Here is a 20,127-nt window from a genome sequence, read left to right on the forward strand (position 1 = left end):
GCAGTCTTATAGTCACTCCCTGTCCATTTAAAGTCGTGCCGATGCCTTATGCCGAACATTCCATTTTAGCTTTTTGTTGTTTTTTAGGCAAGTTTTTTTCCAAGAATCAAGAAAAGCCGTCTTAGAACAACGGGGGTTTCAACCCATTTTTTCGATAATCGAGGATTGAATTCTTGCAATGCTTGACTCAATGGATCCGCTGAGGAAGAATTTAACACACTGAGATTGAGAGGATATCGACTGAGATATTCAGCATAAGAGGGTAGTAAATAAGAAGCATATTCGGGGCGATTGACAAGGTGTGTTTGCCAAAAAGCCAAATTCAAAGCCCGAAGGTAAGAATAAGCTGGCGCAGGATTTGGACCGAGTAAAGCCGGTGGTATAGGTAAAACATTATTTTCTGCATCTATTTGGGCGATCGCACTGAAATGAGTAGCATTTTCAATTAATACCAAATACTTATTAGGAGTAGTCAACCAGGTAAAAGGCCGAACCTGCTCAGACACAATGGGGGTAGCAATATCCTGACTATTCGCCACCAGCATCACAGGAACTCGAATTTGACTGATTTCACTTTCACCAAAAATTGAACTAGATACAGGATTAATAGCCAATACAGCTTTAATACGGTCGTCTTGGAGTGCATAATCTTTAACTTCTAACTCCGTAACTTGACACTGTAAAAACAGAGACAAATTAAAAGAGGAAATATTCGGACTACAATCTTGTTGCAGTTGGTCAAAATTAATCTTGGCTCCTGCCAAACTTAACACAGTGTAACCACCAAAAGAATGTCCCATGACTCCGACTTGCTCAAAGTTGAGTCCTTGGAGGTTAGGATCTGATTTTTCTCTGCGCTCAAGTTCATCCAGGAGAAACTTAATATCTAAAGGTCGGTGAATAAATTCTTCGGCTTCTAATGGCCCAGCCAAACCCGTCAAGTAGCGCCGAACACGTTCCGCATTACTCCCCGGATGTTCTAATACCGCTACAGCAAAACCGTGGGATGCTAAATGTTCAGCCAAATAAGCAAAAGAAGAACGGTCAGAAGCAATACCATGAGAAATCACAATCAGAGGAAAAGGCGGCGCTGTTCCTTGTGGTAGATAAATATCTGTGGGTATAATGCGAAGAACACTGCGGGATCTATCCCGGAGTATCAATTCGGTTCGTCGCCAAGTAAACGGACCAGATGCAGCTAAATCCGGCCGTTGCTTCCAATTAATGGGCGCGCCATGGGCGATCGCTTCTTGTTGAATCCAAGTTACAACCTGATCCCTTTTCTCTAATACCTGCGATAAATCATCAACTAACTTTAGCCCCTCTGTAAAATTTAACCGTACTGTGGGGGAGGGAAAGTGACGCAGAAAATTCACCACTGTTAAGCCTTCTGGAGAAGCAGCAGCTAGTATTAAAGCACCTCTGATGGCGTAAAAGCCATTTTGCCTTGATTCCGTGCGTATTAAGCCCCCTAAACGGTCTATGAGGTCTTCGCCTATAGGTGAGTAAGTCACCTGAGATACAAGAGTGGGAGTAACATTAAATTCCTGCTGTAGCACTTCTCGTAATTGAGCTAGTTGCTGGGGATTAACCCGCCGCGCATAAAAGGAAAATTCATCAGTGATTTTCCCTTTTTGAGCAAATATTGCTAATGAGTCCACACTCAGGGAGAATTCCCCAAAAGGAGGGTAAAAAAAGCTAATCCGTTCAGCCCCCATTCCGGGGGTAGCAGTCATCAAAGTCCATAGCAGCCCTAAAATTGAAGATTGCCAAAATTTTTTCACTGATATCATGTCCGTTTAATCAAACTCAATAAAAAATGTTTGCTCTTATTCAGTATTTTAGTTTTAGCTGAGACAATACAAACTGTTTATTATGTATGAATTCTCGGACATTATATAAGGTTTATCCGCTTATTTTGATCCGGGGGGTTTCTCCCCTTTAGAACAACGAGCAAACCACTCCTGATATTTCTTCCTTAGTGACTCATTTGTCACAGCAATTGTAATTTTTACCTGCTCACAGCCGTGATTTTTTTCCTGAGCGATCGCATTTAAAAGTAAACTAGCAATTTTCGGGGAACTGAATTCACCACTCACATTTACATGAGTATTTAGAACCGTTCCTAATGGTCTATCATCCTCGATGAACTCAAGACCAGAAATCTCACCCTGCGTCAAGTCAATTTCTGCCAGTCGTTTATTCTCTGGACAAACTTGTTCCACAATTAATTTTTCACGCCTCACAGGTACTTGTATGATCTGAGTTTCAATTTCTTTGCGAATAATAACCTCACCAACTTTGGATTTTTTATGATCACCTATCAATCGTTCTTCTATTAAACGAAAAGTATCTTCTTCCTCAACTTCAGTTTGACTTTTAATCATATTGTTATTCAGGGTTTTTATTTCAGTTAATTTATCTAATGTTTTTTGACCATCTGCTTTTTGCAGTTTTAAATATTCAGACATAAGCTTTACTCTTGATAAAATGTTTTGATTACATCACCGTTATCAGGACTATGGTAGAGTATTTAAACCACCATAGCCTGAGAATCGATAGTGAAGTAGTTCAACCTAGTAACTATTAAAAAAGCCACACCCGCACCTGATGTTTAATTGGTTATTAGTTGTAATTATTGATTAGCGCTCCTCAACGCGAAGATTAGGAGCATTAACATCTAACTCTTCGTGGCGCACAGTGTCTTGAGTCTCAACTGTTTCTTGCTCTACAACCTTATCGATTTTAATTTCTTCCCGTAAAAAAGCCTCTTTGCGAACTTCAGGAGTTTCTTCATAGATTTCTATACGAGCAACTTCCCCCTCACGGAAATTAGCTTCGCTAGGAGGAACAACCTGACCCACATCTGTTGGAGTCACACGTTCAATGACAACATGCTCTTTTTCTATGGGAACTGAAACCTGGACAGTTTCACTTTCAACGTGCTTACCAATTACTACTTCTCCAGTTTTTTGGCGAACTTTCTCACCAATTAACCGTTCTTCATACAATCGTAGAGTTTGATGGTCTTGCTGATTTAGCTTGTACAAAGAAGGTTCATGTTCATAAGTGTAAGTATCACGGTTGTAAGTATGGGGGGTGGTATCGCGATAAACCCCCCTTACCTGTTCTTCATAGTCATAATCAAGTGTTCTACCTTCTTCAAACTCCGGTAAATTTTCCGCCTGTTCCCTAGTCATACCAATGGCGTAGACGCGACCAGCGTCATGATCAATGCGGGAACGTCCAACTGGTAGTAGTACTTTTTTACCAAATATCCAAAAACCTAAATCAACAACTAGATAACGAAAATGTCCCTCTTCATCCACTAAAACATCAGTTACTGTACCAATCTTTTCATCAGTCCTGTCTGTGTAGACACCTAAGCCTTGAATATCATTACCTTGAATAGTTTCACGATAATTTGGAGCCAAATCTGCCAATCTGTGAAGAGCCATGACATTTACCTTTGAGTTTTCATACCATCTGTTAATGAATAACATAAAGGTTAATTAGCTATTTTCCCTCTTACTATTGACTGAATTAATACATTGATATCACATCAAAAGTTATATATGAGGAAAGGGAACAGGGAACAGGGAACAGGGAACAGGGAACAGAAATTGTTCATGAATCATTTAGGATTGCTATATTTCTGATATTTCTGTTAAATTAACAATAAAAGTAGAGGTAGAGGCGAAATTTCCCCTACCTACCTTTGATATGAATCACCAAATTACATTCCCTAATTAGCTACTCAAAAGGCTTCTTCAGGGTTTCTACTAGCTGCATCCATATGTAATTCCCCCGTAGTATCTATATCTAACTGTTCTCGCCGAATGGTGTCTTGTGCTTCTACCGTGTGGCGGTCTACAACCTTCTTAACTCTAATTTCTTCCCGTACAAAGGCTTCTTTGCGAATTTCCGGCCTTTCTTCGTACAATTCTATCCGTGCTATTTCCCCCTCTTGAAATTTAAGAGCTTTTGGGTCTACCACTGTTCCTATTTCTGTGGGAAGAACTCGCTCAATCAAAACACGTTCTTTCTTCACAGGTACTGTCACCTGTGCAATTTGTGTTTCAACGTGCTTACCAACTTTTACCTCCCCAGTCTTGACCCGATGCTTATTAGCAATCAAACGTTCTTCATATAGCCTGAGAGTTTGATGATATTGTTCATTTAAGTTATATAAATCTGGTTCTCTTTCGTAAAGGGATATATCCTGTTGTTCAGAGATATCTCTACTTTCAGGGCGAAAAACAAGGCGCACCTCTTTTTCATAATCCTCATCAACATTGATAGTTTCTTGGTATTCAGGTAAATACTCAACTTGTTCTTTACTCAGTCCATCAACATAAACACGTTGGGCGGGATAATTAATGTGAGAAAGCCCAATTGGTAGTAATATCTTCTTACTCACAGAGTCGAAGCTGGTGTCAATAACTAAATACCGAAAACGTCCCTCTTGGTCAACTAAAGCATCAGCTACTGAGCCAACTCTAACTCCGCCTTCAGTGTAAAGGTCTAAGGTTTTCACGTCATCACCGCCAAATGTTTCTCGGTAGTTAGGGTCAAATTCTTCAAGTTTGTAAAGAGGCATATACTTACAGGTGTAGAATATTTATACCTATCAGCATAAAAATTCTCATCATTGTCTTCCTCTTACTGGCGGCTGAATTGAGGGAATATATTTGATGATTTATAGATAATAAAATTATAATTTATAATTTATAATTTAATTTCGTGTCCAACTTGCGTCAGTCCTAAGTCAGACACAGCAATTATTTTAACCATCTCATGGGAAAATGAACAGGGATATTAACCTGTGTTCCTCTTCTGTGAGAAAAATATCGAATGAAACACCATTAGAAAACTCGGAAAATAAAAGGATACCGCAATGGTTCATCGGGCTGACTGAAACAGTGCAACAGCGCCCAAATTGTCAATCCCCAGTGCAGTGCAAAACCTAATGCAACCAGAGGAAAGAACAAAATTCCCCCTAAGCCAAATGTGAGAAAAGATATAACCCCAATTGGTACTCCAATTACGGTTCCCCAAAACCAAACATTAAAGTGAAAATTAATGGATTCTTTAGCATTACTCTTCACCACTGGGTCATCGGAAATTAAGTTAATGACAATGGGAACCCCAATAGATAATAATGTCGTACTAAAGAAAATTGCCCCGTGACACACAGATGACAGCAATTTACGTTTATCAGCATTGTATCCAACTTCCATCCTGGTGTTCTCTCAAGTAGGTTGGTCATTTTCATTTTAACGAATACATCATCGGTTGGGTATGACAGTTTACCGTACTCTAGGAGTTGTTATTACTGCCTGTGACATAAACTAGGAATCAGGTTTAATCCACAGAGGATTTAAAAAATGGGTCGCATTAATCCCTATACATTACAAATGCAGATTACCCGGCTGTTTGACCAGGGGCAATCATTTTTTGCTACAATCAAGGTACAGGAATGGCTCAAAGAACGCAAACATAATCCATTAGATTATGATATTATTTTCCATCAAAAGCCTGCGCCCCCTTCCAAGAAGTTATTTATGGTGGTAGAAATTGAACTACGGCGCAAAGATGGACAGCCTGTAGATCCGTGGTTACAAGAACAAGCCAACCTTCATACCTGATAGTTGAATTTACGTACTCCTGCAAAAAATGGCCAAATTCCTGTTTTGTTGTCCCAAATCTCAAAACAGGATTCAGCCTAATAAATGTGGAAGGTTTATTAACATTGTGTGAGCTGTTTGCACTCTACCACAGTCTTATTGAGATTTACTAGCATTTTAGCCAAAAATTTTTCTGATTTTTCTAAAATTTTCAACTACCCACATGGTTAAAACCTAATATTTATAGGCTTTTTAGAGGTTATATATGTGTCTGTTTACGAAAATTTACACTATTTTACTGATAAAGTATGGCAATAACTCTGCTAAGATATCTTCAGAGCTTATTGAGATATATATTCATTAAACTGGGTAGATATCTCAGGGTAAAACTTCAACCCTCCAACTGCATTTAAAACTATTTATCAGGTGTCAAAATGTCAAAAAAAATTGGTTTGTTCTACGGTACTCAAACTGGGAAAACTGAATCTGCGGCGGAAATCATTCGTGATGCCTTTGGTGGTGATGTCGTGAGGTTACACGATATTTCTCAGGCGGATATTGCTGATGTTGCTGAGTATGAATATCTGATTATTGGTTCCCCAACTTGGAATATTGGCGAACTCCAAAGCGATTGGGAGGGTGTTTATCCTGATTTAGACGAGGTTGATTTTACTGGGAAGATGGTGGCTTATTTTGGTACTGGAGACCAAATTGGTTATGCTGATAACTTCCAAGATGCTATGGGGATTTTGGAAGAAAAGATTTCCCAACAGGGTGGTAAAACTGTGGGCTATTGGCCTACTGATGGCTATGATTTTAGCGCATCTAAAGCTGTGCGCAATGGGAAGTTTTGTGGTTTAGCTCTGGATGATGATAATCAATCGGATCTCACAGATGAGCGGATTCAGACTTGGGTGACTCAGTTGAAGACTGAGTTTAGCTTGTAGAAAATAGCAGCCCGGCATCGCCTATGTACCTTTTTAAGAGTCCGTGGCTGCTAAAGTTATCACCCCTTACACAGCACAATTACGGTTATTTATGTCTGACTTATTGGATGTTGTTTGGTTAAATACTAGTTCAGCGTTGAAGCGTTTTGATCAACCATTACTTCAATACCTGTCTAGGTATATGAATATCGCTCAATGGGAATATCAACAAACACGAGATGAAGCCAGTTCTGTGGATGAAGCTGTGCTGTTGCTGGGTAATTTTTTAGATTCTTGCCCTGATCCAGTCCATTTAGCTGGCCATGGGATCAGTGGGGCGATCGCCTTAAGTTATGCTCGTCGCTACCCCGAAAAAGTGCGATCGCTAACGCTCTTAGCTGTAGCATCTCAACCTGCTAATACTTGGCACGCCCATTATTACTTTCAACGACAGTTGTTCAGCATTAGCCGGGAGCAAGTTCTGGTAAATATTGTTCGTAGCCTGTTTGGCAAACAACCAGCTCACACCACAAAGAAGTTAATGACTGCCTTAGATAAAGACTTAGAGCAATCACCGTCGCCCCATTCTCTGTTTAAGTTGGTATATTTACCCAAGGGAGGGGTTGCTATGCCCATGATGGTATGCGGTAGCAAGACTGATTGTGTAGTCAATCCACCGGCATTACATGACTGGCGCAATTGGTTCAAACCAGAAGATAGACTGTGGGAATTTCCCCAAGGGTATCATTTCTTTCACTACTTTCATCCTCAACAGGTGGGTGAGCAAATTCTGAATTTTTGGGGAGATCATAACAGGCGATCGCAGCCCATATATTGCATACAGTCATGTGCATCAAAAGCCGATGAAAAAAGACGATAAATCTCAACATCTATGAATCCGCAAACAGATATCCTCTGTGAATTATGTGATTTTCTTTATCCTCGGAGTCCATATTCCGGGGAGTTCAAACCAGAGCATTTGGTTTTTAACGCTAAACTGCAAGACTTTTCTCAACGAGTCAGCTACATTTGCAGTTTACAAACTGGTGGTAAGCTGTCCCCACAGGAAGCCTACAAGCAAATTCAGATTCTTTGGAAACAGTTAAAAAGTAGTAAACAAGACTTAGGAATCAGCTAAGTGTATTTTTGATTGTGTACGAAACACTAATTGACATTTGCAAGCACCGCCTGAATGGTATGACCATTCAGGCGCAATTGAGTTTTGTCCCATAGGCTTAAGAACTAGCCAGAAGGTGAAAACCTTAAAAGATGTCAAGTAAATATAGCTTAACTAGTGAAGACTGTCAGGATCATAAGGTAAACAGTAAAAGTCCCACAGGAGGTTTAATCTTGACTAAGTTAAAAGTTGGCATCAACGGCTTTGGTCGGATTGGCAGACTAGTATTACGCGCCGGTTTGAATCATCCCAATCTTGAGTTTGTGGGCATTAATGACCTAGTACCACCAGACAACCTGGCTTATCTGCTGAAATACGACTCCACCCATGGCAAGTTAAACAGTAAAATTGAGGCCAAAGAAGACGGGATCCTGATTGATGGGCATTTTATCCCTTGTATGTCCGTGAGGAATCCGGCTGAATTACCTTGGGGCAAATTGGGAGCAGATTATATTGTAGAATCCACTGGACTATTCACCGATTACGAAAGCGCCAGTAAACACTTACAAGCTGGTGCCAAGCGAGTGGTGATTTCTGCTCCCACCAAAGATCCAGAGAGAGTGAAGACACTGTTAATGGGTGTAAATCATCACCTATTTGACCCAGCTAAAGATTTAATTGTTTCTAACGCCAGTTGTACCACCAACTGCCTAGCTCCCATAGCTAAAGTCATCAATGATAATTTTGGACTGACGGAAGGGTTGATGACCACGGTTCACGCGATGACCGCAACTCAACCCACTGTAGATGGACCGAGCAAAAAAGACTGGCGGGGTGGTCGCGGTGCGGCACAAAATATTATTCCCTCCTCCACCGGTGCTGCTAAAGCAGTGGCCTTGGTTTTGCCAGAATTAAAAGGTAAGTTAACTGGTATGGCTTTCCGGGTTCCGACTCCCGATGTTTCTGTGGTTGATTTAACTTTTAAAACTGCCCAAGCTACGAGTTACCAAGATATCTGCACGGCAATGCAGCGCGCTGCCAGGGGTGAATTAAATGGTATATTGGGATATACTGATGAAGAAGTAGTTTCTACTGATTTTCAAGGTGATAGCCATTCGACTATTTTTGATGCTGGCGCGGGGATTGAATTAAATTCCCATTTCTTTAAAGTGGTTGCTTGGTATGACAACGAGTGGGGGTACTCAAATCGCGTGGTGGATTTAATGTTGTCCATGTCACAAAAAGAATAAATTACTTCTGGTTTGTGAATTAGTCAGCTAAGAACAACAAGTTTAATTAAAGTGCATTCTATTGGACAGCCAATTTGGGTAGAAAGCACTTAGAATAGGGCTGAGGCACAAAACTGCCAGTAAATAAGGCAATATTTAAGTAAAATTGCCTAGTTAGTAATTGTCAGTAAAAGGATAGGGCACAGAACAAGGGAATCAAGTAAGTCCTAAACTAGCACAACTCATGGAGAAAAATATGTCTAAAAGTTTACTAGAACAATTACGTCAAATGACGGTTGTGGTTGCAGATACAGGGGACATTAAAGCCATTGAGAAGTTTACACCCCAAGATGCTACTACTAATCCTTCCCTGATTACAGCCGCAGCACAAATGCCAGAATATCAGGAAATTGTTGATCAAACTTTGCTCCAAGCTAAAAAAGATGCTGGTGCGGCTGCTAGTCAAGGGGATATTGTGACTCTGGCCTTTGACCGTTTAGCAGTGTCTTTTGGGTTAAAGATTCTACAAATTATTCCGGGTCGGGTTTCTACAGAGGTAGATGCTCGCTTGTCTTTTGATACTGAAGCTACCGTTACCAAAGCCAGAGAATTAATTGCCCAATATAAGGCGGCTGGGATTGACCGCTCACGGGTACTAATTAAAATTGCCTCGACTTGGGAAGGGATTCGCGCTGCGGAAATTTTAGAGAAAGAAGGTATTCATTGTAATTTAACTCTATTGTTTGGTCTGCATCAAGCGATCGCCTGTGCTGAAGCCGGTGTTACCTTAATTTCTCCTTTCGTGGGTCGCATTCTCGACTGGTACAAAAAAGATACTGGCAGAGATAGTTACCCATCCGCGGAAGACCCAGGGGTATTATCTGTCACCACAATCTACAACTACTACAAAAAGTTTGGTTACAAAACCGAAGTTATGGGGGCTAGCTTCCGTAACATTGGCGAAATCACAGAATTAGCCGGTTGTGATTTGCTGACCATTTCCCCATCACTGTTGGCGGAATTGCAAGCCACCATAGGGGAACTACCACGGAAACTTGATCCCGCTCGGGTAGCAACCATGGAAATTGAAAAGATATCCATTGATCAAGCTACTTTTGAGAAGATGCACAAGGCTGACCGCATGGCATCGGATAAACTAGCAGAAGGTATTGATGGCTTTACCAAAGCTTTGATTTCTTTAGAAGAACTATTAGCACAACGCCTAGAGCGCCTGGAAAAAGAAGTAATAGCTAGCCATTAATGTAGCCAAGGGTGAGGATTCCTCACCCTATTCTGTCAGTACCTTAATGTCTGTGCCAGTCATAGATTAATCTACCATGGCGATCGCGAACTAACTGCCAACGCCCATGACGATAATGTGCCGCACTATAGTACCTTCTTGGTCTATATTTATGGTGGTGTCGTCTAATACGACTTCTGTTATATCTATGAGCTAGTAAAACTTCTGGGTTAGTATCTCCCCCCATGAAACTTGTCTCCACTCCCGCATTTTGGTGATAGAGAACATAATTAAGATCAGTATTTTTAGCTTCAGCCATAGCTGAGGGATAGATGAAGGCAAACATCAAAATCCCAACTGAGTATAATTTCTGGAAACCTTTCATGTTTTTGCCTTGCGGTAAATTATGGGTAATGACTTTATTTAATAGCTGAAAATTGGCAACTATACAGTTAACCGGTGACAAACCTCAACTAGGTAAAAGTAATGAAAGTACTAGTTTTAAATGCTGGCTCCAGCAGCCAAAAAAGTTGTTTGTATGAGATCCCCGATCATACTATGCCTAATCAAACCCCCCAACCCCTGTGGGAAGGCAAAGTTAACTGGACTCAAGACCGGGGTGTAGCAGAGATTGAAGTGAAAACAGCGACGGGTCAAACACTACAAGAATCAATTTATGGTGATTCCCGACGGGCGCACGTGGCATATCTCCTTTACACTCTGACTCGTGGAGCCACTAAAGTCATAGATCAGCTTTCAGAAATCAATGTAGTAGGGCATCGTGTAGTCCACGGTGGTCAGGAATACAGAAAAAGTGTAATAATTACCGAAGATGTCAAAAGCAAAATCTCCAGTTTATCCAGCCTAGCCCCAGCACATAATCCAGCCGCAGTAGAAGGGATAGAAGCCATTGAACAGAGCTTAGGGGATGTCACCCAAGTGGCAGTATTTGATACTGGATTTCATGCCACCCTCCCCGATGCAGCCGCCATTTACCCCGGTCCCTATGAGTGGGTAGAGCAAGGTATTCGCCGCTACGGTTTTCATGGTATCAGTCATCAATATTGCTCCGGGCGTGCTGCCCAAATTCTCAACCGAGATTTAGCATCCCTGAAATTAATTACCTGTCATTTAGGTAACGGCTGTTCCCTAGCAGCAATCAAAAAGGGTCGCAGTATTGACACCACTATGGGCTTTACACCCCTGGACGGGTTAATGATGGGGAGCCGTTCCGGTGCAATTGACCCAGGGATTTTGATTCATTTATTGCGGCAATCAAATTACTCAGCAGAGCGGTTAGATTATGTATTAAACAAAGCCTCTGGCTTAAGGGGAATTTCGGGAGTATCCAGCGACTTACCCCAAGTAATTGCAGCCATCGCTCAAGGAGATTACCGCGCCCAACTGGCTTGGGATATGTACGTACACCGATTAAGGTCTGGTATTGGTTCCATGCTAGCCAGTCTAGAAGGATTAGATGCTTTAGTATTCACCGCCGGGGTAGGGGAAAAATCCCCAGGAATTCGCCAAGCAGCCTGTGAAGCCTTTGGATTTCTGGGACTAAAAATTGACCCGGCAAAAAATCAACAGCAGCCCCTTGATCAAGATATAGCCACAGAAGACTCAACCATCAGGGTCTTAGTCATCAAAACCCAAGAAGACTGGGCGATCGCCCAACAATGCTGGCAAATTATGCAAAAAAAATAACTTAATTTTTGCGACACTTTGCGTTTAAAACCAGGGGCGGGGTCAACGAGACATTTTCACCCACCCCAGAGAAGGCCAATAGACCCCAATATTAAATTACACCATACCACCAGCAGCTTGAAAACGAGCGCGGGCGCGTTTAAAAGCTTGGGTGGCTTGGATTTGTGCTTGGCGATCGCCTGGTGTCACCTGATTTAGACGGGTTTGTGCTTGGTTAAAAGCGGTACGTGCATCTTCAAGTGAAATCTTGTCGCCACGTTCAGCACCATTCACCAGAATTGTGACTTCATCTTCTTCAACTTCCGCAAAACCACCCAAAAGAGCGATAGTTTCCCAATCCTGATTTTTGCTAGCACGGACGCGCATTACACCTATATCCAGAGCTGTCAACATAGGGGCGTGTCCGGTTAAGATACCCAACTGACCGGTAGTACTAGGTAAAACTACCTCTTCAGCTACAGCATCCCAGACTGTTTTATCTGGTGCGACTACACGAACGGTGAGAGTCATTTGTCCTTTGTCCTTTGTCTGTAATTTTGCCTAATTTGTCACTAGTCATGAGGATGACAACTAACGACTAGTGACTCATGACTAATGACTAACCTCTGATCTTTTCAGCCTTAGCGATCGCTTCGTTAATATCGCCCACCAAGTAAAAAGCTTGTTCTGGTAATTCATCCAATTGGCCAGACAAAATCATTTGGAAGCCCTTAATAGTATCTTCCAACTTCACATACTTACCAGGAGAACCGGTAAATACTTCAGCTACAAAGAAAGGCTGAGACAAGAAGCGCTCTACCTTCCGCGCCCGTGCTACAATCAGACGGTCTTCTTCAGACAATTCATCTAGACCGAGAATAGCGATAATGTCTTGAAGTTCTTTGTAACGTTGTAAAGTTGCTTGCACAGCACGAGCGGTATTGTAGTGTTCAGCACCAACAATATCAGGCTGTAACATAGTAGAAGTAGAACCCAGAGGGTCAACCGCGGGATAAATACCCTTAGCTGCTAAACCACGAGATAGTACTGTAGTTCCATCCAAGTGAGCAAAAGTGGTTGCGGGAGCGGGGTCGGTTAAGTCATCCGCAGGTACATACACCGCTTGAATAGAGGTAATAGAACCTTCTGTGGTGGAGGTAATCCGCTCTTGTAAAGCACCCACATCAGTTCCCAGGGTAGGCTGATATCCTACCGCAGAAGGCATCCGACCCAGGAGCGCTGACACTTCCGAACCTGCTTGTACAAACCGGAAGATGTTGTCAATAAACAGTAGTACGTCCTGCTTACTCACATCACGGAAGTACTCAGCCATAGTCAAACCTGACAGACCAACCCGCATTCTGGCTCCGGGTGGTTCGTTCATCTGACCATAAACTAGAGCAATTTTAGAATCATTGAGGTTATCTTTGTTGATTACCCCAGATTCGATCATTTCGTTGTAGAGGTCATTACCTTCGCGGGTGCGCTCACCTACACCAGCGAACACAGACACGCCACCATGCTGGGTAGCGATGTTGTTAATTAATTCCATCATGATGACGGTTTTACCAACACCTGCACCACCGAACAGACCAATTTTGCCGCCACGGCGATAGGGGGTGAGGAGGTCAACAACTTTAATCCCAGTTTCAAATACTGAAGGTTTGGTTTCCAGTTCAGTGAATTGAGGAGAAGGGCGGTGAATTGGTAAGGTTTCCTCAGCATTTACAGGCCCTTGATTGTCTACAGGTTCACCCAGGACGTTAAAAATCCGTCCCAAGGTAACTTTCCCAACTGGAACGCTGATGGGAGCGCCTGTATCAACAACTTCAAGACCGCGCACTAAACCTTCAGTGGAGCTCATCGCCACGGATCGCACTTGGTTGTCCCCTAGAAGCTGTTGTACTTCAACTGTGAGGTTGATTTCCTGTCCTGCTTCGTTGGTGGCTGTGATCTTCAAAGCGTTGTAGATTCTGGGTAATTTTCCACCGGGAAATTTAACGTCTACAACTGGGCCAATAATTTGGGTAATGTAGCCAATATTTGTTTTTTCTGCTGTGGTGACCATGGGGGACCTAATAATTGAAACTATATTTCAGGTAGGGTCTTAGAAGACTTGAGATGATGCAATGTCATCTTACACTTTAGCACCGCAGGGGGACACAACTACCTTAGTAATTCCTTAAAAAAGGGATCAATTACTGGATATTGGGGCGCAAGGTAAATTGTTATCAACCAAAACATTATTTACCCAGTATCACCAACTCAGGCGATCGCCCCAATTGTTGACCATTCTAGTGCTAATCCCTGAGACTCTGGCTAAATCTTCTCTAGATGTAAATTTTTGCGCCTCCCGATCAGTAATGATTCTTTGCGCTAATCGTTCACCTATCCCCGGAAGAGTTATTAGTTCTTCTATAGTAGCTGTATTAATGTTTACCGGAATTATTTCCTGATTATCCCTGGACTTGCGGGTAATTATCTGGGGACATTCTTCTGTTTGTGCAGCGATTTTTTCCTGAACTAATGGAGGTATACCCAATATCGCACCCCCATAGAGCCGCGTAAATTCCCGGTTGTAATGGGCTGCAATGGTAGGATTGTTGACTATTAATACTGCCTCATCGTTACCATAATTGGCCGCCTGTGACCAGTTGTGAGAACCTGTAATTACTGTTTCTTGGTCAATTACGGCAAATTTATGATGTAATAAATCCCCCGGAGCTAAAGTAGGAACACCGACTGTAGTCAGGGGGGTTTGCCATGGATGATTATCAATTTCATACCGACAATTATAACTCAGCGCCACCCCCATCATGTCTAAAGCTTCGCTATAGTGACGGTAGGCAAATTCTGAATCCACCAAAGCCCGGATAGCCACATTTTGCAAATGACGGGTTTCTAGAATCGGTGACAGACGCTGCTCGGAAAACACAAACAAGGCCATATCAATGGATTGGGTGGACTCAGCTAAGTTTTGACCAATTAAACCATTACTAGATTTATCCCAAGGTTGGCCGCGGGAAGTGGGGGAAAAATTTACAGTAATTTCAGTTTCACCTAATTGAATAGTTTGGGGCGATCGCCTGGGTTTACCCAAGCCAAATCTACTATCTGGCTTCCCGAACGGACCATCCCCCCACATAATGTTAAACTCTTGAGTAAATAAACTGGCTAATTCCGGACTGTCAATATGTAACAGATTATTAGCATTGCCTAAGCTGGTAGGGTTGTTATATTGACCATGGATATCACTGAGGGTAAAATTTGCCGAGGTTTTAATCACCCAACGATTATCTACCACCACAAACTTATGATGCATCAAATTACTCCCAGCAGAACCATCAGCACGGTCATCTATCCAGGGAATTTGGGCATTTTGTAAAATTATTAACCCATCTCGTTGATTAATTTCTTCCTCACTGAGGCGATGATCTCGGTTTTGGTCTACAAAATCATAAAATTCTTGATAACGAGCTTGTTCTCTGGGGCTTAACTTCCGCACCTCCGCCGGTGTTAAACTACTCCAAGGACGACTGTAATTATCTTCTAAAATTACCCGCACCCGTACACCGGCTTTTTGCCTTGCTACTAATGCTTGGGCAATTTTTGGTAGGCGCAATTCTTGAATGGCTACATCTACTGTAGATGTGGCTCTAGAAATGGTATCAATAATCTGTTGTTCTAGGTTATCTCCCAGGCGAGTTTGTAGGCGATAGGGTTCTCGATATTTTGCTGATGGGGAATGGTTAAAGTAAACTTTAACTAATGGGTCCTGTGGTAGGGCTGGTAAAAGCTGAGTTTTATCTGGTAGTTTTTGACAAGCCGTGATCATCAAAACCAGCAAAAAGATCAGGATGTATTTTCGTGGTGGGAAAATCAGCACGGTAATTTAAAAACAGTGGATTGGGGAAAATATCAACAATCAATATGGTAAATTTATGGCTAAGAGGATGTTTGTCAAGTCATGATTAGTGTATCAAATATTGTTTTACCCCACCCTAACCCTCCCCTTGTAAGGGGAGGGGACTGGATTTAATCGATATGAATTTCTCAGTGACATGATTCCACAACCCCAACCCGGTGGTCACCAGCGTGAAGTCGATATGTGGTCTGTATTGATTTCGGTGGTTGAGCGAAGTCGAAACCACGATCCCCCCAATAATCTCTAAAATCTCTTGCGGTTCTCTTAACCTCACTTCCTCCCCCTGATATTCCTTCGACTTCGCTCAGAGGATGTTTGTCAAGTCCCTCATGGTGTATCTAATATTTTTAGATCCCCCTAAATCCCCCTTGAGAAGGGGGACTTTGACTCTAGTTCCCCCCTTTTTAAGGGGGGTTAGGGGGTATCAAGAAGTGTCTAAAATCACCTTATAAAACTTATCAAACATCCTCTAACGCCACATTATAACTATAATGCCGAAAAACCTTGAGAAACAGACCCATAGCGCCGTATTTCCTATCTATGTATTAATATGCAAATATATTTAGATTACAGCGCCACCACTCCCACTCGCCCTGAAGCCATGGCTGCGATGCAAGCAGTCCTCAATCAACAGTGGGGTAATCCTTCCAGTTTACATGAGTGGGGACAACGGGCGGCTACAATTGTGGAACAGGCAAGAATCCAAGTAGCAGAATTAATTCATGGTGCGCCAGAATCCATAGTTTTTACCTCCGGTGGTACTGAGTCCAATAATTTGGCTATCATCGGCATTGCCAGATTATATAATCTACCCCAACATATAATTATTTCTCAGGTGGAACATTCCGCTATTTCTGAACCGGTACGGTTATTAGAAAAGTGGGGTTGGGAGGTAACCCGCTTGGGTGTAGATTGCAAGGGGAGGGTTAACCCCCAAGAGTTACAAGCAGCATTACAAGACAATACTGTTTTAGTGTCTGTAATTTATGGACAAAGTGAAATTGGTACAGTCCAACCCATTGCAGAATTAGCAAAGATTACCCAGGAACACGGGGTTTTATTTCACACTGACGCGGTACAAGCCGCGGGACGTTTACCCATAGATGTGCAAGAATTATCAATAGATTTACTGAGTATTTCTAGTCATAAAATATATGGGCCCCAAGGAGCGGGGGCGCTCTATGTGCGTCCAGGTATAGAATTAGTTCCTCTGCTGTGTGGTGGGGGTCAAGAAATGGGTTTACGCTCCGGTACTCAAGCTGTCCCGGCCATTGCGGGTTTTGGAACTGCGGCACAACTAGCAGCAGTAGAATTACCCAGAGAAACACCCAGGTTAATTAACTTGCGCGATCGCATATTTGCTCAATTAGCAGATATTCCGGGTTTAGTCCCCACGGGTGATTTAGTCAATCGATTACCTCACCATGTGAGTTTGTGTATAAAAGATGCGGATGGTAAAAAAGTCAGTGGTAAAGCCCTAGTTAGACAAATGAATCTGGCTGGTATTGGTATTAGTGCTGGTTCTGCCTGTCATAGTGGTAAACTTAGTCCCAGTCCCATACTTTTAGCAATGGGGTATTCAGAGTCAGCAGCTTTAGGAGGGGTACGTTTTACCCTAGGGCGTGAAACTACCCCTGCTGATGTAGATTGGGCTGCGATGGTATTTCAGCAAATTTTACACCGAATTTATTCCTGATAAGGGAGCCAGGGAATAAATTCCCTGTCTAAAAGCTTAAGTCGGTTGAAAACCGACTAGGAAGAGGGGTCAAGGGATTTGTCCTAATAACTTCCACAAATATTCACCATAACTATTTTTGGGGTATTTATCTGCGATCGCTCCTAGTTGCTCTGGGGTAATCCACCCCTTTTGGTTGGTAATTTCTTCAGGACAGGCAATTTTCAATCCCTAGCATAGCGGTAATTGTGGGGCGATCGCTCATAAAGGTAATTAAGCCACCCCAACCCAAAACCAGTGGGTTTTTAACCGACTTCAGCTTTCAGACCGGGAATTCCATTCCCTGGCTACTTCGGTACAGGCAATTTTCAATCCCTAGCATAGCGGTAATTGTGGGGCGATCGCTCACAAAGGTAATTAAGTCGCTTTTAAAACAACCTCCACCCCTCCCCAAAACCAGTCGGTTTTTAACCGACATGAGCTTTCAGACAGGGAATTGATTCCCTGGTTCCCTATGCAATAATATATACAACCAGGATACCCCCGCACCCAGAGCGATCGCCCTGAATAATGGAATTGTTCGATTAATTTCAAACAGCAATTTACCTATTTTATCAAATAATTATCAATAAAATCAGTAATTTCCTGATAAAAAATCTGCCCTTTTTCCCTACTACTACTTGCAGTTACTAATAACCTTAAAGTTTCCACCAATGAACTGATAGTAGCATCACAAACCAAATCAAACAACTGACTTAAATCATCTTGGTTTTGTTGTCCATAGGCTAAAGCATGAATATAATTATTACTTTTTTGATTATTAATCACTACAATAGGATACCCGGCACGAATTAACAATAAATTCATTAATAATCTAGCCGTTCTGCCATTCCCATCTCGAAAAGGATGGATAGAAACAAAACGATAATGTGCCATGGTTGCATATTCTACAGGATGGAGTGTTAAAGCAGCATCTGAATTGACCCAGGTCACAAAATCTGTCATTACTTGAGACAGTAAATAATGGGGAGGATAAATATAATTTGTCCCTGCTGCCATTACATCTAATTGCCGATAAAAACCCGCTTCATTAGGGTGAATTTTCCTCAAAATTAGATTGTGAATTTGTTTAATCTCCCATTCATTAATTACTGTATCTTTTTGTGCTAAACTCTCAATATAGTCAATGGACTCCTTATGTCCAACTACCTCTAAATGTTCATCAAGAGTCTTACCACCAATGGTAATTCCTTTGGTTAACACTAACTCAGTTTCACTTTGAGTTAAAGTATTCCCTTCAATGGCATTAGAGTTATAAGTAAAGCGGACATCATATAGCTTTTTGAGTTCGGCGATTATTGTTTGGTCAAATGGTCTAAAGTCATCTAACCAGGCTTTTAACTTGTCTATTTGTTCTAATTTAAGCTGGTAATTCATGCTAATATAGTTACTGATTAAAGCAGTTAAGGAAAAATCTTTTTTTTGACTTAAACCAATAACCTGATCAATAAACCGTTCATAAAGTTGAGAATAGGATACTAGCATAGGGTCTATGTTCATCCTGTAAATTATCCGTCCTTGGTGGAACCGTTCCCTGTTCCCTCTTACCTAACTTTTCGTTGGCAAAGAAATAACCTGTACTTCGCTGATTTTGGACAACTGCTGATCATTCGTAATCAACACTGCTGCACACTCCCAAGCACTCGCAAGAATAACAGCATCGGGCATCTTTAAGCTATATTTTCGTCGTAATTGAATCGTTTTTTCGGCAATAGCCGCATCTAGAGATACTTCGATAAGAGTTTTTAGAGTTGAGCGAATTAGATTCTCTTCCTGCAAAGATAAACCCTTAAAAGACAAAATCTCAATACTTGTGATCACAGAATAACCTATGTTACCATTGGGGACAGGTTGGGTTAATTCTTGATTGAACAATGAGATGAAAATATTAGTATCAATGAGATAATCGAGTTTCATCCCACTCACTCCGGATTTGCTCTTGCCAAGCTAAAGCATTAACCCCTTGAAAAGCTGTAATTTTGCCTGAGAGTTGGTTAATGGGATGTTCTAAAGCATGATCAAGATTGGATTGACTATCAACTGGTTGGCGATGGAGTTTTTGACTCAGATATTGGAAAATCTCCTGTTTTTCTTGCCAAGATAATTGTTCAATTAAACTAAATACTTGTTCTTTGGTAATTCGCAAGTTCAGCATTGCTTAAATCTCCATATCTTCTATTAGGTAATTGGTAATTGGTGATCAAATCTCTCTATTCATCCTGTAAATTATCCGGCTTTGGTGGAAGCGTTCGGTGTGTTCCCTAAAAGTTTTCTGTGCAGGCACTTTAACCCATACTTAAGTGTATAATAACTCTTGGCAATCATCACCTGACAAACCGCCCCAGACATGAGCAATCAAATCTACTGTCTCAACCCAGACTGTCTGCACCCCAACCCCGATAATTTTCAATACTGTGAGAAATGCGGTAGTAAGTTGCTGCTGACAGAAAGATACATACCCCGCTCAATCTTAGGTCAGGGTGGTTTTGGGCGCACATTTCTAGCTACAGACCAATATAAACCATCCCAGCCCTACTGTGTAATTAAGCAGTTTTTACCCCAAGCTCAGGGAACTGATACCATTGAAAAAGCATCCCAGTTATTTGCACAGGAAGCACAAAGATTAGAGGAGTTGGGTAAAC

General features: G+C 41.8%; 22 protein-coding genes. 9 read left to right on the forward strand and 13 right to left on the reverse strand.

The genetic code is table 11. The features are described from left to right. Positions 1–83: 83 nt before the first annotated feature. The 5 genes from PN447_RS06580 to PN447_RS06600 all read right to left on the reverse strand — a co-directional run bounded on the left by PN447_RS06580 (position 84) and on the right by PN447_RS06600 (position 5,240). Positions 84–1,784 (reverse strand): alpha/beta hydrolase, encoded by a 1,701-nt coding sequence (locus PN447_RS06580; RefSeq protein ID WP_271761826.1) that lies wholly within the window; start codon positions 1,782–1,784, stop codon positions 84–86. A gap of 129 nt (positions 1,785–1,913) precedes the next feature. Continuing rightward, a complete protein-coding gene (locus PN447_RS06585) occupies positions 1,914–2,471 on the reverse strand; it encodes a DUF2382 domain-containing protein (RefSeq protein WP_271761829.1) in 558 nt (185 codons plus the stop codon). A gap of 171 nt (positions 2,472–2,642) precedes the next feature. After that, positions 2,643–3,458, reverse strand: a complete 816-nt coding sequence (locus tag PN447_RS06590) for a DUF2382 domain-containing protein (protein ID WP_271761883.1) — start codon at positions 3,456–3,458, stop codon at positions 2,643–2,645. Positions 3,459–3,757: 299 nt separating this feature from the next. Next, positions 3,758–4,600, reverse strand: a complete 843-nt coding sequence (locus PN447_RS06595) for a DUF2382 domain-containing protein (RefSeq protein ID WP_271761832.1) — start codon at positions 4,598–4,600, stop codon at positions 3,758–3,760. A 265-nt stretch (positions 4,601–4,865) separates the two neighbouring features. Then, positions 4,866–5,240 (reverse strand): DUF4870 domain-containing protein, encoded by a 375-nt coding sequence (locus PN447_RS06600; RefSeq protein WP_271761835.1) that lies wholly within the window; start codon positions 5,238–5,240, stop codon positions 4,866–4,868. Positions 5,241–5,387: 147 nt separating this feature from the next. Between PN447_RS06600 and PN447_RS06605 the strand changes: the two genes are divergently transcribed. The 6 genes from PN447_RS06605 to PN447_RS06630 all read left to right on the forward strand — a co-directional run bounded on the left by PN447_RS06605 (position 5,388) and on the right by PN447_RS06630 (position 10,160). Continuing rightward, positions 5,388–5,648: a hypothetical protein gene (locus PN447_RS06605; protein ID WP_271761838.1), complete on the forward strand. Its 261-nt coding sequence runs from the start codon at positions 5,388–5,390 to the stop codon at positions 5,646–5,648. 413 nt (positions 5,649–6,061) lie between these two features. Beyond that, entirely contained in the window at positions 6,062–6,574 is a 513-nt protein-coding gene (fldA, locus tag PN447_RS06610) for a flavodoxin FldA (protein WP_271761840.1), read from the forward strand. Between the two features lie 91 nt (positions 6,575–6,665). Beyond that, positions 6,666–7,433 (forward strand): alpha/beta fold hydrolase, encoded by a 768-nt coding sequence (locus PN447_RS06615; RefSeq protein ID WP_271761885.1) that lies wholly within the window; start codon positions 6,666–6,668, stop codon positions 7,431–7,433. A gap of 12 nt (positions 7,434–7,445) precedes the next feature. Beyond that, the gene (locus PN447_RS06620; RefSeq protein WP_271761843.1) at positions 7,446–7,691 is read left to right on the forward strand and encodes a DUF7219 family protein; all 246 of its coding nucleotides are present in this window, start codon (positions 7,446–7,448) and stop codon (positions 7,689–7,691) included. Between the two features lie 212 nt (positions 7,692–7,903). Then, positions 7,904–8,920 carry a type I glyceraldehyde-3-phosphate dehydrogenase gene (gene gap, locus PN447_RS06625; protein WP_271761845.1) on the forward strand — a complete coding sequence of 339 codons (1,017 nt, stop codon included), beginning with the start codon at positions 7,904–7,906 and terminating at the stop codon, positions 8,918–8,920. Between the two features lie 235 nt (positions 8,921–9,155). After that, positions 9,156–10,160: a transaldolase gene (locus PN447_RS06630; RefSeq protein ID WP_271761848.1), complete on the forward strand. Its 1,005-nt coding sequence runs from the start codon at positions 9,156–9,158 to the stop codon at positions 10,158–10,160. 43 nt (positions 10,161–10,203) lie between these two features. On the opposite strand, the gene PN447_RS06635 is transcribed toward PN447_RS06630, so the two are convergent. Further along, complete coding sequence (locus PN447_RS06635) at positions 10,204–10,458, reverse strand: hypothetical protein (RefSeq protein WP_271761850.1); 255 nt, start codon at positions 10,456–10,458, stop codon at positions 10,204–10,206. A 167-nt stretch (positions 10,459–10,625) separates the two neighbouring features. Here PN447_RS06635 and PN447_RS06640 point away from each other — a divergent pair, with 167 nt between their 5' ends. Then, on the forward strand, positions 10,626–11,846 hold the full coding sequence (locus PN447_RS06640) for an acetate kinase (protein ID WP_271761852.1): 1,221 nt from the start codon (positions 10,626–10,628) through the stop codon (positions 11,844–11,846). A 96-nt stretch (positions 11,847–11,942) separates the two neighbouring features. Here PN447_RS06640 and atpC read toward each other — a convergent pair whose 3' ends face one another. The 3 genes from atpC to PN447_RS06655 form a co-directional block, all read right to left on the reverse strand. Then, positions 11,943–12,356 (reverse strand): ATP synthase F1 subunit epsilon, encoded by a 414-nt coding sequence (atpC, locus tag PN447_RS06645; protein WP_271761854.1) that lies wholly within the window; start codon positions 12,354–12,356, stop codon positions 11,943–11,945. 88 nt (positions 12,357–12,444) lie between these two features. After that, positions 12,445–13,893 carry a F0F1 ATP synthase subunit beta gene (gene atpD, locus PN447_RS06650; RefSeq protein ID WP_271761856.1) on the reverse strand — a complete coding sequence of 483 codons (1,449 nt, stop codon included), beginning with the start codon at positions 13,891–13,893 and terminating at the stop codon, positions 12,445–12,447. A 189-nt stretch (positions 13,894–14,082) separates the two neighbouring features. Then, entirely contained in the window at positions 14,083–15,711 is a 1,629-nt protein-coding gene (locus tag PN447_RS06655) for a phospholipase D-like domain-containing protein (RefSeq protein WP_442867082.1), read from the reverse strand. A gap of 589 nt (positions 15,712–16,300) precedes the next feature. On the opposite strand from PN447_RS06655, the gene PN447_RS06660 reads away from it, so the two are divergent. After that, positions 16,301–17,446, forward strand: coding sequence for a cysteine desulfurase family protein (locus PN447_RS06660; RefSeq protein WP_271761863.1), 1,146 nt, complete (start codon positions 16,301–16,303; stop codon positions 17,444–17,446). A gap of 69 nt (positions 17,447–17,515) precedes the next feature. Here the strand turns inward: PN447_RS06660 and PN447_RS06665 are convergent, their stop codons facing one another. The 4 genes from PN447_RS06665 to PN447_RS06680 all read right to left on the reverse strand — a co-directional run bounded on the left by PN447_RS06665 (position 17,516) and on the right by PN447_RS06680 (position 19,640). Beyond that, positions 17,516–17,653 (reverse strand): hypothetical protein, encoded by a 138-nt coding sequence (locus PN447_RS06665; RefSeq protein WP_271761865.1) that lies wholly within the window; start codon positions 17,651–17,653, stop codon positions 17,516–17,518. 378 nt (positions 17,654–18,031) lie between these two features. Further along, a complete protein-coding gene (locus PN447_RS06670) occupies positions 18,032–18,970 on the reverse strand; it encodes a Fic family protein (RefSeq protein WP_271761868.1) in 939 nt (312 codons plus the stop codon). Positions 18,971–19,033: 63 nt separating this feature from the next. Continuing rightward, a complete protein-coding gene (locus PN447_RS06675) occupies positions 19,034–19,402 on the reverse strand; it encodes a type II toxin-antitoxin system VapC family toxin (protein ID WP_271761871.1) in 369 nt (122 codons plus the stop codon). Beyond that, positions 19,380–19,640 (reverse strand): hypothetical protein, encoded by a 261-nt coding sequence (locus tag PN447_RS06680; protein WP_271761874.1) that lies wholly within the window; start codon positions 19,638–19,640, stop codon positions 19,380–19,382. Before PN447_RS06680 ends, PN447_RS06675 begins: the two co-directional genes overlap by 23 nt. Positions 19,641–19,832: 192 nt before the next feature. On the opposite strand from PN447_RS06680, the gene PN447_RS06685 reads away from it, so the two are divergent. Continuing rightward, the coding region (locus PN447_RS06685; protein WP_271761877.1) for an inactive serine/threonine-protein kinase VRK3 at positions 19,833–20,127 on the forward strand (295 nt) is incomplete at its 3' end.

This window comes from Anabaena sp. CS-542/02 (assembly GCF_028331085.1).
In the GTDB taxonomy this organism is placed as follows: Bacteria; Cyanobacteriota; Cyanobacteriia; order Cyanobacteriales; family Nostocaceae; genus Anabaenopsis; species Anabaenopsis arnoldii.

Excerpts from the sequence above, each read along its gene's own strand:
- PN447_RS06585 (WP_271761829.1), bottom strand. The coding sequence starts at position 2,471 with ATGTCTGAATATTTAAAACTGCAAAAAGCAGATGGTCAAAAAACATTA.
- PN447_RS06590 (WP_271761883.1), bottom strand. The coding sequence starts at position 3,458 with ATGGCTCTTCACAGATTGGCAGATTTGGCTCCAAATTATCGTGAAACT.
- PN447_RS06595 (WP_271761832.1), bottom strand. The coding sequence starts at position 4,600 with ATGCCTCTTTACAAACTTGAAGAATTTGACCCTAACTACCGAGAAACA.
- PN447_RS06600 (WP_271761835.1), bottom strand. The coding sequence starts at position 5,240 with ATGGAAGTTGGATACAATGCTGATAAACGTAAATTGCTGTCATCTGTG.
- PN447_RS06605 (WP_271761838.1), top strand. The coding sequence starts at position 5,388 with ATGGGTCGCATTAATCCCTATACATTACAAATGCAGATTACCCGGCTG.
- fldA (WP_271761840.1), top strand. The coding sequence starts at position 6,062 with ATGTCAAAAAAAATTGGTTTGTTCTACGGTACTCAAACTGGGAAAACT.
- PN447_RS06615 (WP_271761885.1), top strand. The coding sequence starts at position 6,666 with ATGTCTGACTTATTGGATGTTGTTTGGTTAAATACTAGTTCAGCGTTG.
- PN447_RS06620 (WP_271761843.1), top strand. The coding sequence starts at position 7,446 with ATGAATCCGCAAACAGATATCCTCTGTGAATTATGTGATTTTCTTTAT.
- PN447_RS06630 (WP_271761848.1), top strand. The coding sequence starts at position 9,156 with ATGTCTAAAAGTTTACTAGAACAATTACGTCAAATGACGGTTGTGGTT.
- PN447_RS06635 (WP_271761850.1), bottom strand. The coding sequence starts at position 10,458 with ATGGCTGAAGCTAAAAATACTGATCTTAATTATGTTCTCTATCACCAA.
- PN447_RS06640 (WP_271761852.1), top strand. The coding sequence starts at position 10,626 with ATGAAAGTACTAGTTTTAAATGCTGGCTCCAGCAGCCAAAAAAGTTGT.
- atpC (WP_271761854.1), bottom strand. The coding sequence starts at position 12,356 with ATGACTCTCACCGTTCGTGTAGTCGCACCAGATAAAACAGTCTGGGAT.
- atpD (WP_271761856.1), bottom strand. The coding sequence starts at position 13,893 with ATGGTCACCACAGCAGAAAAAACAAATATTGGCTACATTACCCAAATT.
- PN447_RS06660 (WP_271761863.1), top strand. The coding sequence starts at position 16,301 with ATGCAAATATATTTAGATTACAGCGCCACCACTCCCACTCGCCCTGAA.
- PN447_RS06670 (WP_271761868.1), bottom strand. The coding sequence starts at position 18,970 with ATGCTAGTATCCTATTCTCAACTTTATGAACGGTTTATTGATCAGGTT.
- PN447_RS06675 (WP_271761871.1), bottom strand. The coding sequence starts at position 19,402 with ATGAAACTCGATTATCTCATTGATACTAATATTTTCATCTCATTGTTC.
- PN447_RS06680 (WP_271761874.1), bottom strand. The coding sequence starts at position 19,640 with ATGCTGAACTTGCGAATTACCAAAGAACAAGTATTTAGTTTAATTGAA.